11 protein-coding genes and 1 pseudogene are annotated in these 13054 nt (G+C 39.7%); 11 read left to right on the top strand and 1 reads right to left on the bottom strand.

Annotated elements, in window-relative coordinates; all coding sequences use genetic code 11:
• Positions 1-2 precede the first annotated feature (2 nt).
• The 7 genes and pseudogenes from MHB70_RS25100 (at position 3) to pyrG (ending at position 7934) form a co-directional block, all read left to right on the top strand.
• Positions 3-1285 (top strand): annotated as a pseudogene (locus MHB70_RS25100) (acetyl-CoA C-acetyltransferase).
• Between the two features lie 56 nt (positions 1286-1341).
• Positions 1342-2193: a 3-hydroxybutyryl-CoA dehydrogenase gene (locus MHB70_RS25095; RefSeq protein WP_000538855.1), complete on the top strand. Its 852-nt coding sequence runs from the start codon at positions 1342-1344 to the stop codon at positions 2191-2193.
• A 70-nt stretch (positions 2194-2263) separates the two neighbouring features.
• Positions 2264-3394 carry an acyl-CoA dehydrogenase gene (locus MHB70_RS25090; RefSeq protein ID WP_001011192.1) on the top strand — a complete coding sequence of 377 codons (1131 nt, stop codon included), beginning with the start codon at positions 2264-2266 and terminating at the stop codon, positions 3392-3394.
• Between the two features lie 21 nt (positions 3395-3415).
• A complete protein-coding gene (gene acdA / locus MHB70_RS25085; RefSeq protein WP_000545556.1) occupies positions 3416-4555 on the top strand; it encodes an acyl-CoA dehydrogenase AcdA in 1140 nt (379 codons plus the stop codon).
• Positions 4556-4621: 66 nt separating this feature from the next.
• Positions 4622-5251, top strand: coding sequence for a TetR/AcrR family transcriptional regulator (locus MHB70_RS25080; RefSeq protein ID WP_000238592.1), 630 nt, complete (start codon positions 4622-4624; stop codon positions 5249-5251).
• Positions 5252-5541: 290 nt separating this feature from the next.
• Positions 5542-6069 carry a DNA-directed RNA polymerase subunit delta gene (gene rpoE, locus MHB70_RS25075; protein WP_061529768.1) on the top strand — a complete coding sequence of 176 codons (528 nt, stop codon included), beginning with the start codon at positions 5542-5544 and terminating at the stop codon, positions 6067-6069.
• 257 nt (positions 6070-6326) lie between these two features.
• A complete protein-coding gene (gene pyrG, locus MHB70_RS25070) occupies positions 6327-7934 on the top strand; it encodes a CTP synthase (RefSeq protein WP_000170441.1) in 1608 nt (535 codons plus the stop codon).
• Positions 7935-7964: 30 nt separating this feature from the next.
• Here pyrG and MHB70_RS25065 read toward each other — a convergent pair whose 3' ends face one another.
• On the bottom strand, positions 7965-8489 hold the full coding sequence (locus MHB70_RS25065) for a DUF2529 domain-containing protein (protein WP_000912396.1): 525 nt from the start codon (positions 8487-8489) through the stop codon (positions 7965-7967).
• A gap of 201 nt (positions 8490-8690) precedes the next feature.
• Between MHB70_RS25065 and spo0F the strand changes: the two genes are divergently transcribed.
• The 4 genes from spo0F to glpX all read left to right on the top strand — a co-directional run bounded on the left by spo0F (position 8691) and on the right by glpX (position 12843).
• On the top strand, positions 8691-9059 hold the full coding sequence (gene spo0F, locus MHB70_RS25060; RefSeq protein ID WP_000398594.1) for a sporulation initiation phosphotransferase Spo0F: 369 nt from the start codon (positions 8691-8693) through the stop codon (positions 9057-9059).
• 211 nt (positions 9060-9270) lie between these two features.
• Positions 9271-10128, top strand: coding sequence for a class II fructose-bisphosphate aldolase (locus MHB70_RS25055; RefSeq protein ID WP_061529769.1), 858 nt, complete (start codon positions 9271-9273; stop codon positions 10126-10128).
• A 343-nt stretch (positions 10129-10471) separates the two neighbouring features.
• On the top strand, positions 10472-11761 hold the full coding sequence (murA, locus tag MHB70_RS25050) for a UDP-N-acetylglucosamine 1-carboxyvinyltransferase (protein WP_000413251.1): 1290 nt from the start codon (positions 10472-10474) through the stop codon (positions 11759-11761).
• A 116-nt stretch (positions 11762-11877) separates the two neighbouring features.
• Positions 11878-12843, top strand: a complete 966-nt coding sequence (glpX, locus tag MHB70_RS25045; protein WP_000442336.1) for a class II fructose-bisphosphatase — start codon at positions 11878-11880, stop codon at positions 12841-12843.
• The last annotated feature ends 211 nt before the right edge of the window (positions 12844-13054 follow it).

The following is a 13054-nucleotide window of genomic DNA, read 5'->3' as shown; positions in this document are numbered from 1 at the left end:
GCATGTATACAACTTTAGAAAGAGGTGCAATTATTGCACCTCTTCTCAACGCAAGGATACCGAGCGAGCGCTCGGTACTAAAAAAGAAACGGGGGAAAGAAATATGAATAAGACAGTTATTTTAAGTGCTGCAAGAACACCGGTTGGAAAATTTGGAGGATCTTTAAAAGATGTGAAGGCAACAGAACTTGGAGGAATTGCAATTAAAGCAGCGCTTGAAAGAGCAGATGTTTCTGCTAGTGATGTTGAAGAAGTTATATTTGGAACGGTTATTCAAGGTGGACAGGGGCAAATTCCATCTCGTCAAGCTGCGAGAGCTGCTGGAATCCCTTGGGAAGTACAGACGGAAACAGTAAATAAAGTTTGTGCATCGGGACTTCGTGCGGTTACGTTAGCAGATCAAATTATTCGTACTGGTGATCAATCACTTATTGTAGCTGGTGGAATGGAATCAATGAGTAACAGTCCTTACATTTTACGAGGTGCAAGATGGGGATACAGAATGGGTAACAACGAAGTTATCGATTTAAACGTGGCAGATGGTTTAACATGCGCATTTTCAGGCATACACATGGGCGTTTATGGCGGCGAAGTTGCGAAGGAAGACGGAATCTCTCGCGAAGCCCAAGATGAATGGGCATATCGTAGTCATCAGCGTGCGGTTTCAGCGCATAAAGAAGGGCGTTTTGAAGAGGAAATTGTACCAGTAACAATTCCGCAAAGAAAAGGCGATCCTATCGTCGTTGCTAAAGATGAGGCGCCGCGTGAAGATACAACAATTGAAAAGTTAGCGAAATTAAAACCTGTATTTGATAAGACATCGTCAGTAACAGCTGGTAACGCTCCAGGACTGAATGATGGCGGTGCTGCACTTGTATTAATGAGCGAGGACAGAGCGAAGCAAGAAGGAAGAAAGCCTTTGGCGACGATTTTAGCACATACGGCAATCGCGGTAGAATCAAAAGATTTCCCAAGAACGCCAGGTTATGCAATTAACGAATTATTGAAAAAGACCGGCAAGACAATTGAAGACATCGATTTATTCGAGATTAATGAAGCGTTTGCGGCAGTAGCAATTGCGAGTACAGAGATTGCAGGTATTGACCCAGAAAAATTGAATGTAAATGGCGGCGCGGTAGCAATGGGACACCCAATTGGAGCAAGCGGAGCGCGTATTATCGTTACACTTATCCATGCACTGAAGCAGCGCGGCGGCGGAATTGGAATTGCTTCGATTTGTAGCGGTGGCGGTCAAGGTGATGCAGTTATGATTGAGGTTCATTAATTTACGGCGAGAAAACGATTCATTTATTACAGACTTATATTAAGGGGGAAGAAAGAATGGGTGTACAAAAAATAGTTGTAATTGGTGCGGGACAAATGGGATCGGGAATTGCGCAAGTGTGTGCAATGGCAGGATATGATGTGAAGATTCAAGATTTAAAACAAGAGCAATTAGATAGAGGATTAGCTATCATTACGAAAAACTTAGTGCGTCAAGTAGAAAAAGGACGCATGAAGGAAGAAGAGAAAGAGGAAACGTTAAATCGTCTTACAGTAACTCTTGATTTAGATTGTGTGAAAGAAGCTGATCTTGTTATTGAAGCAGCTGTTGAGAAAATGGATATTAAAAAGAAAATATTTGCGAATTTAGATGAAATTGCTCCAGATCATACAATTTTAGCAACGAATACGTCATCTCTTCCAATTACTGAAATTGCAGCGGTAACGAAACGCCCAGAAAAAGTAATCGGTATGCACTTTATGAATCCAGTTCCCGTTATGAAGCTCGTTGAAATTATTCGTGGTTTAGCTACAGATGATACAGTTTATGAAACGATTGAAGATATTACGAAAAAAATCGGAAAAGTGCCAGTTGAAGTAAATGATTTCCCGGGATTTGTATCGAATCGTATTTTATTACCGATGATTAACGAAGCAATTTATACGTTATATGAAGGTGTAGCGACGAAAGAAGCGATTGATGAAGTAATGAAACTTGGGATGAATCATCCAATGGGGCCTCTGACACTAGCTGATTTTATCGGTTTAGATACGTGTTTATACATTATGGAAGTGTTGCATGAAGGATTAGGAGATAGTAAATATCGCCCATGTCCATTACTACGTAAGTACGTAAATGCAGGATGGTTAGGGCGTAAAACGGGCCGTGGTTTCTACGTTTATGAGTAAATCCCTCCTTGTATAGAGTAGTGGTCTTACCAAATTGTTAAAAGATATATAGCAAATGGAGGCGGAGTATATGAACTTTCGTTTTAATGAAGAGCAACAGATGATGAGGAAAATGGTTAGGGATTTTGCACAGAAGGAAATAGCACCCTTTGTTCCTAGCATGGAACAAGGGGTGTTCCCGACAGAGATTTTGCAAAAGATGGGTGAGCTTGGATTAATGGGTATTCCAGCGCCTGCAAAATACGGCGGCGCAGAAATGGATTTTATTTCTTACATTTTAGCAATTGAGGAAATCTCAAAAGTAAGCGCAACGGTTGGTGTAATTTTAGCTGTACATACGTCAGTTGGAATGAACCCGATTTTATACTTTGGAACAGAAGAGCAGAAGCAGAAATATGTTTCTAAGCTTGCGGCTGGTGAATATTTAGGTGCATTCGCCTTAACTGAGCCAAATGCTGGATCAGATGCAGGGAGTTTGAAATCACGAGCTGTCAAGAAAGGTGATAATTACATCATTAATGGATCGAAAGTATTTATTACAAATGGCGGCGAAGCAAGTACATACATCGTTTTCGCTTCTACAAATCCAGATGCAGGAAAAAGTGGTATTTCTGCATTTATTGTAGAGAAAGATACGCCAGGCTTAATTATCGGAAAAGATGAACATAAGATGGGACTTCTCGGTTCTCGTACAGTTCAACTTACGTTCGAAGATATGATAGTGCCGGCTGAGAATTTACTCGGTGAAGAGGGACAAGGATTCAAGGTAGCGATGGCGAATTTAGATGTTGGACGAATTGGAATCGGGGCGCAGGCGTTAGGGATCGCGGAAGCAGCGCTCGCATGTGCGATAGATTATGCAAAGGAACGAGAGCAATTCGGGAAGCCGATTGCGGCGCAGCAAGGGATTGGCTTCAAACTTGCAGATATGGCGACAAGTGTGGAGGCGGCACGATTACTTGTATATAGGGCTGCATCGCTTAGAGCACAAGGATTACCATGCGGTAAAGAAGCGTCTATTGCGAAGTTATTTGCTTCTAAGACAGCAGTTGAAGTTGCAATTGAAGCGGTACAAGTATTTGGCGGTTACGGTTATACGAAAGATTATCCGGTAGAGAGATTTTTCCGTGATGCGAAGATTACGCAAATTTATGAAGGAACGAGTGAGATACAAAAACTTGTTATTAGCCGTGCTTTATAAAGGGAAGAGGGGGAGACGGAAATGCATTTTAAATTATCAGAAGAACATGAAATGATAAGAAAAATGGTTCGGGATTTTGCTAAGAACGAAGTAGGACCAACGGCAGCTGAGCGTGATGAGGAAGAGAGATTTGACCGCGAGCTATTTGATCATATGGCGGAGCTTGGTTTGACAGGTATTCCATGGCCTGAAGAGTATGGTGGAATTGGAAGCGATTACTTAGCGTACGTAATTGCGATTGAAGAATTATCACGCGTTTGTGCTTCTACAGGTGTAACGCTGTCCGCGCATACTTCACTTGCTGGGTGGCCGATTTTTAAATTCGGAACGGAGGAGCAAAAGCAAAAGTTTTTGCGACCGATGGCTGAAGGGAAGAAAATTGGTGCATACGGTTTAACGGAACCGAGTTCTGGATCAGATGCTGGTGGAATGAAGACAATCGCCAAAAGAGATGGAGACCATTACATATTAAATGGATCGAAAATTTTCATTACAAATGGCGGTATTGCTGACATTTATGTTGTTTTTGCGTTAACAGATCCTGAATCGAAGCAGCGCGGCACGAGCGCATTTATTGTGGAAAGCGACACGCTAGGATTTTCGGTTGGGAAGAAGGAAAGTAAACTAGGGATTCGCTCTTCGCCAACGACTGAAATTATGTTTGAAGATTGCCGTATTCCTGTAGAAAATCTACTAGGAGAAGAAGGGCAAGGATTTAAGATTGCAATGCAAACGTTAGATGGCGGTCGTAACGGTATTGCTGCACAAGCAGTTGGTATTGCACAAGGGGCTTTAGATGCTTCTGTAGAATATGCAAGAGAGCGCCATCAATTTGGAAAGCCGATTGCGGCGCAGCAAGGGATTGGCTTTAAACTTGCGGATATGGCAACGGATGTAGAGGCTGCGCGCCTTTTAACATATCAAGCTGCGTGGCTTGAATCGGAAGGGCTTCCGTATGGGAAAGAATCAGCGATGTCAAAAGTATTTGCAGGTGATACAGCGATGAAGGTGACGACTGAAGCTGTGCAAGTATTTGGTGGTTACGGTTATACGAAAGATTATCCAGTAGAGCGTTATATGCGAGATGCAAAGATTACACAGATTTATGAAGGAACACAAGAAATTCAAAGGCTCGTAATTTCTCGTATGTTAACGAAGTAGGGGCAAAGGCGTAGGTATTTTCCTACGCTTTTTCCTTCCAAAAAATAATAGAGAGAGGTGAAGGGGATGGTTAAACATAATGTGCATGCGTCAGTAAAAGATGAAAAATTAGTTGCGTTAAGGCGTGAACAAATGATTAAAGGTGCGGTGCAACTGTTTAAGCAAAAAGGATTCCCGCGTACAACAACGAGAGAGATTGCAAAAGCGGCTGGATTTAGTATCGGAACACTATATGAATACATTCGTACGAAAGATGACGTGTTATATTTAGTTTGTGATAGTATTTATGAACATGTAAAAGAACGATTAGAGGAAGTAGTATGCACGGAGAAGGGAAGTATAGACAGTTTAAAGATAGCGATAACAAATTACTTTAAAGTGATGGACGAATTGCAAGAAGAAGTATTAATCATGTATCAAGAAGTACGGTTTTTACCAAAAGAATCACTCCCATACGTACTAGAGAAAGAGTTTCAAATGGTAGGAATGTTTGAGAATATTTTAGAACAATGTACAGAAAATGGAACATTTATATTAAATAAAAAAGAAATACAGCTTCTTGCGCATAACATTTTCATACAAGGACAGATGTGGGGATTTAGACGTTGGGCGCTGCAAAAACTGTATACGCTCGAAGAATATACAGAAATGCAAATTAGGTATGTGTTGCAAGGGGCGCATATGCTTCCGAAGTAAGGAATGGACAAATTATAATTTTATTACCATATAAAGTGAGGATGTTCATCCAAAGCCGATTAGTAGCCTTCACAAATCAGGCGTTTACAGGTAGCGGGGCTTCCGCCTAACTTCTTTGCTCCAGCCGAATGTTGAGGCGGGAGTTTTACTGCTCGCAAATAGCGGGATAAAAGTTTCCCGTTTTTTTTGTAGCATATTTGTGCGACTTTTGTTTATAATGAATAGTATGGATTTTTTTAAGCAGACCGTTATATATAAGGTTATATTTGATGAAAGGAAGTGCCGCATAAGTGAATTTTAAGCAATATTCACCAGAAGAGCTAAAAGAATGTTCAATGATTGAAGTTGTACATAGCGTTTTAGGGGATAAAAGACAAGCAACGACATTCAACGAGTTGGTTAAAGAAATCGCTCAAGTGCTGGGACTATCTCAAGAGCAAGTTAATGCGAAACTCGCACAATTTTATACAGATTTAAACATCGATGGACGCTTCATTAATTTAGGAGAAAATCGTTGGGGACTACGTAGCTGGTACCCATATGAGCAAATCGATGAAGAAATTCTGCCTCAGCCAAAACCGAAGAAGAAACGTAAAGTTGAAGAGGACGGTTTTGACGACTACATGGAAGACGAAGATGACTTCGACGATGCAGACGGAAATGTAGAGGAAGAAGAAGTAGAAGATTTGGACAAGGTTCTTGAAGAAGAAGACGGAGATGACGATGATCTTGATGATTTAGATGAAGATGATGAAGATGACTTCGCTGAAGAAGAACTTGAGTATGATGAAACTGAAGAAGAAGAGGAAGAACTGTAGTTCTTGACTTTTCATTATCGTCCATGTAGAATCATTTTTGGGCTCTTTAAAAAAGGACGATAATACTTTTAAAGTGTAAATATAAAAGAAAATTGCTCCCTACTTGTTACTTTTTGTGATGAGGGGAGCAATTTTCTTTTTTGTTTTTTGTTTAGAATACAAAAAGAGTCTAACAATAAGATAGATACAGTGTTATCTACATACGTTGCGCTTTGCAACGGTGATTATATAACAACAAGGTAGAAGGGAGCTTTTTCATGACTAAGTATATTTTTGTAACAGGCGGTGTAGTATCGTCTTTAGGTAAAGGTATTACAGCAGCATCTCTTGGAAGACTTTTAAAAAATCGTGGTTTAAACGTAACGATTCAAAAGTTTGATCCGTACATTAACGTAGACCCAGGGACTATGAGCCCATACCAACACGGTGAGGTATTCGTAACAGATGATGGTGCAGAAACGGACTTAGACCTTGGTCACTATGAACGTTTTATCGACATCAACTTAAACAAATACAGCAACGTAACAACAGGTAAAATTTACTCTTCAGTTCTTCAAAAAGAGCGTCGTGGTGAATATCTAGGAGGAACAGTTCAAGTTATTCCTCACATTACTAACGAAATTAAAGAACGTGTATATCGTTCTGGTCGCGAAACAAATGCGGACGTTGTTATTACAGAAATCGGTGGAACTGTTGGTGATATCGAGTCTCTACCATTCTTAGAAGCAATCCGTCAAATTAAGAGCGACATCGGTCGTGACAATGTAATGTACATTCATTGTACGTTAATCCCGTACTTAAAAGCAGCGGGTGAAATGAAAACAAAACCAACGCAACATAGCGTTAAAGAGCTTCGTAGCTTAGGTATTCAACCAAATATTATCGTTGTTCGTACAGAACTGCCTGTTTCTCAAGATATGAAAGACAAGCTTGCATTATTCTGTGACATCGATACAAAAGCAGTTATCGAAGCACGCGATGCAGATACTTTATACGCGGTTCCATTATCTCTTCAAGAGCAAAACATGGACCAAATCGTTTGCGATCACTTAAAATTAGACAATCCAGCTGCAGATATGACAGAGTGGACTGCGCTAGTTGATAAAGTACGTAACCTTTCTAAGAAAACAAAAATCGCTCTTGTTGGTAAATACGTAGAGCTTCAAGATGCATATATTTCTGTTGTAGAAGCACTTCGTCATGCAGGTTATTCATTCGACACAGATGTAGAAGTGAAATGGGTAAACGCTGAGCACGTAACAGCAGAGAACGTAAAAGAATTAGTTGGTGACACAGATGGTATTCTTGTGCCAGGTGGTTTTGGAGATCGTGGTGTAGAAGGTAAAATCGTTGCAATTCAATATGCTCGTGAAAACAAAGTTCCATTCTTAGGAATTTGCTTAGGTATGCAACTTGCATCAATCGAATTTGCACGTAACGTATTAGGATTAGAAGGAGCTAACTCTTCTGAAATTAATCCTGACACACCTTATGCAATCATCGACTTATTACCAGAGCAAAAAGATGTAGAAGACTTAGGTGGTACACTTCGTCTTGGTCTATACCCATGTAAGCTTTCTGAAGAAACGAATGCTTATAGAGCTTACAGTGAGCCGGTTGTATATGAGCGTCATCGTCATCGTTATGAGTTCAACAATCAATTCCGTCCGGATATGGAAAAAGCAGGATTTGTATTCTCTGGTACAAGCCCAGACGGTCGCCTAGTTGAAATCATTGAATTAAAAGATCATCCTTGGTTCGTGGCAGCACAGTTCCACCCAGAACTTGTATCTCGTCCAAACCGTCCACAACCATTGTTCCATGATTTCGTAAGTGCTTCTATTACGAATAAAGAGAGCAAGTAATAAAAAAGCGCCTGAAATAGGGCGCTTTTTTTAATATTCGTTTAACATTTCATCAATTGTAAATTTCAATCCGTGATAAGCAAATAAGGCTATCATTAAACTTGGGAATCCGTAGCGATTACCTTCATCGTCTGGAATAAGACCTTTTAACAGCTTTGTATCAATATGTACATCTGTATATTGTTCCAGTGATTCAATACCTTCTTGAATAGCAGAGATTCCAACGATAGAGTGGCCTTCTTCTTGAAGTTTTTTTGCAATACTTACCGCTTCTTCATCTGTTGAAAAACGGCTAATAAGAAGTACACGGTCTGCAGAAGTTACTTCTGCTTCTTTATCATTTTCAAATAAACGTTTCGCTTGCTGCATTGGTTCAGCACCGAATAGTGCTTCAGCAACGACACCATCCATTTCATTTGTACCATGTAAATAAATGAAGCCATCGCCAACTAATGCTTGAGCAAGTAGACGAGCGCTATCTTCTATATTCATTTCCTCTTTTTGAGAAACTCTGGAGAAATAACCACTTAATTGAGTCGAAAAAATTTTTAACATAATGTTACTCCCTTCGTACGTGTTCGCCGGCTTTCATTATAGTGTATTTTTTTAGAAAGGTGAAATCGTAGGGTAGCATAACAAAAAAGGAAACGGTAAAATAAGAAAGAATAGGAAGGAATTTGCCAAAGAATAGCGAAAATAAATCGTTAAGATATAAGAAGCTTTAAATCTTGTATTTATACAGAAAGGTTGGGAGTTATGGAAGGGAAAATTTTAATCGTTGATGATCAATATGGCATTCGTGTGTTATTACATGAAGTGTTCCAAAAAGAAGGTTATCAGACGTTCCAAGCAGCGAATGGATTTCAAGCTTTAGATATCGTGAAAAAAGATAATCCAGATTTAGTTGTGTTAGATATGAAAATTCCAGGTATGGATGGTATAGAGATTTTAAAGCATGTAAAAGAAATTGATGAGAGTATTAAAGTAATTTTAATGACTGCTTATGGAGAGCTTGATATGATCCAAGAGGCAAAAGATTTAGGAGCTTTAATGCACTTTGCTAAACCATTTGATATTGATGAAATTCGTCAAGCGGTGAGAAATGAGCTTGCTGTAGAGGCGTAAAAAATGAATTTTTTATAAAAAATATGGAAAAAAGCGTTTACATGGACTATTGAGCAGGTGAATACAGTTGAGTTTTTGAGTACAAGTTGTTATCCTATTGAGTGTAGAAAAAAGTCCGGTATGTAAATATACATATTTTACCTTATTCTGGTCATACTACCAGCGATAAGAATTTATCGGATACAAAAAACGTTTTTTAGGAGGATTCACCATGCCTTTAGTTTCTATGAAAGAAATGCTAAACAAAGCACTAGAAGGAAAATACGCAGTTGGTCAATTCAACATGAACAACTTAGAGTGGACTCAAGCTATCTTAGCTGCTGCGGAAGAAGAAAAATCTCCTGTAATCCTAGGTGTATCTGAGGGTGCAGCTCGTCATATGACTGGTTTCAAAACAGTTGTAGCTATGGTTAAAGCTTTAATCGAAGAAATGAACATTACTGTTCCTGTAGCGATTCACCTTGACCATGGTTCAAGCTTCGAAAAATGTAAAGAAGCAATCGATGCAGGTTTCACATCTGTAATGATTGACGCTTCTCACCACCCATTCGAAGAAAACGTTGAAACTACTAAAAAAGTGGTAGAATACGCACACGCTCGTAACGTATCTGTTGAAGCTGAGCTTGGAACAGTTGGCGGACAAGAAGATGATATCATCGCTGAAGGCGTAATTTACGCTGATCCTGCAGAGTGTAAGCACCTTGTTGAAGCAACTGGCATCGACTGCCTAGCTCCAGCTTTAGGTTCTGTACACGGTCCTTACAAAGGTGAGCCTAACTTAGGATTCGCAGAAATGGAGCAAGTTCGCAACTTCACTGGCGTACCTTTAGTATTACACGGTGGTACTGGTATCCCAACTGCTGATATCGTAAAAGCTATTTCTTTAGGTACTTCAAAAATTAACGTAAACACTGAGAACCAAATTGAGTTTACAAAAGCTGTTCGTGAAGCATTAAACAAAGATCAAGAAGTTTACGATCCTCGTAAATATATTGGACCTGGCCGCGAAGCTATCAAAGCAACTGTTGCTGGTAAAATTCGCGAATTCGGTTCTAACGGTAAAGCGTAAGAATAAAATTCCGTTTTGGAAACCGTCTAGTCTTTTAGACGGTTTCCTTTCGTTGTATAATGAAAGCGTGAACAAGTCTAAAGATTTTTATCATTTCGTTTTTGAAATAGAAAATAATGTGCATAGTCCTATTAATAAATGTGATAACGTATCTAAATTGATAAATTTTGCTCGATGAATAGTTAATCTTTATCTATTCGGAATATAGGAGAAATGGAGATAATGGTTTCCTATTTATTGAGTTTTGGGATGGAAAGAGTGATTGAGATTCTTAAGGGGAATCTTCTAATTCTTTTTATAAAGAATTTAGAAGGTAAATACATTCACAAGAAGGGAGCTCAATATGGAAAAATTGCTAATTGAAGGCGGAAGAGCTTTAAATGGAACAATTCGAGTGAGTGGTGCGAAAAACAGCGCTGTTGCACTAATTCCAGCGACAATTTTAGCAGATACTCCAGTAACCATTGGTGGAGTTCCTAATATTTCGGACGTGAAAATGTTAGGAGACTTACTAGAGGAAATTGGAGGGAAAGTAACATATGGGCAGGAGGAAGAGATGGTAGTCGATCCTTCTAACATGGTTGCGATGCCTTTACCAAATGGAAAAGTGAAAAAGTTGCGTGCTTCTTATTATTTAATGGGTGCGATGCTTGGTCGTTTTAAAAAAGCTGTTATTGGGCTTCCAGGTGGATGTCATTTAGGACCGAGGCCGATTGATCAGCATATTAAAGGGTTTGAAGCGTTAGGTGCACATGTTACGAATGAACAAGGTGCTATCTATTTAAGAGCAGATGAATTGCGCGGGGCGCGTATTTATTTAGACGTTGTTAGTGTAGGGGCTACGATTAATATTATGCTAGCAGCTGTCCGAGCAAAAGGTAGAACTGTTATTGAAAATGCAGCGAAAGAACCCGAGATTATTGATGTAGCTACATTGTTAACAAGTATGGGAGCACGCATTAAAGGTGCTGGTACAGATGTAATCCGAATTGATGGTGTGGACTCACTGCATGGTTGTCACCATACTATCATTCCAGATCGTATTGAGGCTGGTACGTATATGATTTTAGGAGCGGCATCAGGAGGAGAAGTAACAGTTGATAATGTTATTCCTCAGCATTTAGAGTCAGTTACTGCAAAGCTAAGAGAAGCTGGTGTTCAAGTTGAAACGAACGATGATCAAATTAAAGTGAACGGTAATAGAAGGTTAAAAGTAGTTGATATAAAAACGCTTGTATATCCAGGTTTCGCAACAGATTTACAACAGCCGTTTACGACGCTTTTAACAAAGGCGCACGGGACGGGAGTTGTAACGGATACAATTTACGGCGCTCGTTTCAAACATATTGATGAATTACGTCGTATGAATGCACAAATTAAAGTAGAAGGTCGTTCGGCAATTGTAACTGGTCCTGTTTTATTACAAGGTGCAAAAGTAAAGGCGAGTGACTTACGAGCTGGGGCTTCGCTTGTTATTGCAGGATTAATGGCGGATGGAATTACAGAAGTAACCGGACTTGAGCATATTGATCGAGGTTATGAAAATATAGTAGACAAGCTTAAAGGGCTTGGTGCAAACATTTGGCGAGAACAAATGACAGAGCAAGAAATTGAAGAGATGAAGAACGCATAAGTGATGCTTCCGCAAGTGGGGAGCGAAGTATCACTATTTGCGGAAGTACACTTTATAGAAAAATAAAGTTCACAAAATACGGCAGAAATATAAAGGCTTAAAGGAGAGGGATTATCGTGGAAAGAAGTTTATCTATGGAGTTAGTACGTGTAACAGAGGCTGCAGCATTATCATCAGCGCGTTGGATGGGACGCGGGAAAAAGGATGAAGCAGACGGTGCAGCAACGTCAGCTATGCGTGATGTATTTGATACAATTCCGATGAAAGGTACAGTTGTAATTGGTGAAGGTGAGATGGATGAAGCGCCAATGCTGTATATCGGAGAGAAATTAGGTACAGGGTATGGCCCGCGCGTAGACGTTGCAGTTGATCCTTTAGAAGGGACAAACATTGTAGCAGCTGGCGGATGGAATGCACTTGCCGTTATTGCAATTGCAGATCATGGTAATTTGTTACATGCTCCTGACATGTACATGGATAAAATCGCGGTTGGTCCAGAAGCAGTTGGAGCCGTTGATATTGATGCACCTATTATTGATAACTTACGTGCAGTTGCGAAAGCAAAAAACAAGGATATTGAAGATGTTGTAGCAACAGTTTTAAACCGTCCACGTCATCAAGCAATTATCGAAGAAATTCGTAAAGCTGGTGCTCGTATTAAATTGATTAACGATGGAGATGTAGCTGGAGCAATCAATACAGCATTTGACCGTACAGGTGTAGATATTTTATTCGGTTCTGGTGGGGCTCCTGAAGGAGTATTAGCAGCTGTCGCATTAAAATGTTTAGGTGGAGAAATCCACGGAAAGCTTCTTCCTCAAAATGAAGCTGAATTAGCTCGTTGTAAAAAAATGGGTATTGAAGATATAAATCGTATCCTTCGTATGGAAGACTTAGTAAAGGGTGACGATGCAATCTTTGCAGCAACAGGTGTAACAGACGGAGAGTTGTTACGAGGCGTTCAATTTAAAGGTAGCGTTGGAACAACACAATCTCTTGTTATGCGTGCAAAATCAGGTACAGTACGTTTCGTAGACGGACGCCATAGTTTAAATAAAAAACCGAACTTGGTTATTAAATAAAAAGTGCAAGCGGCTCGTTCAGAATGGAAGAAGCAAAGCTACCGACCATTCTAGTTGTTAAAACTAGATTAAATAATAAGCGAAGACAAATTTTCTTGTCTTCGCTTATTGTATTTGTGTCCCAACGTATTGATTAAAACTAGATAAAAGGGTTACAATAGTGAATATTACCCTACTTGAACTTATTGCCTTTCATTATTAATTATTTGCC

Origin of the sequence: Bacillus sp. FSL M7-1020, from assembly GCF_038050415.1 — a bacterium.
GTDB classification, from domain to species: Bacteria; Bacillota; Bacilli; order Bacillales; family Bacillaceae_G; genus Bacillus_A; species Bacillus_A toyonensis.
Note: the sequence above shows the minus strand (reverse complement) of the source record. Positions and strands in the feature narration are given on the sequence as shown.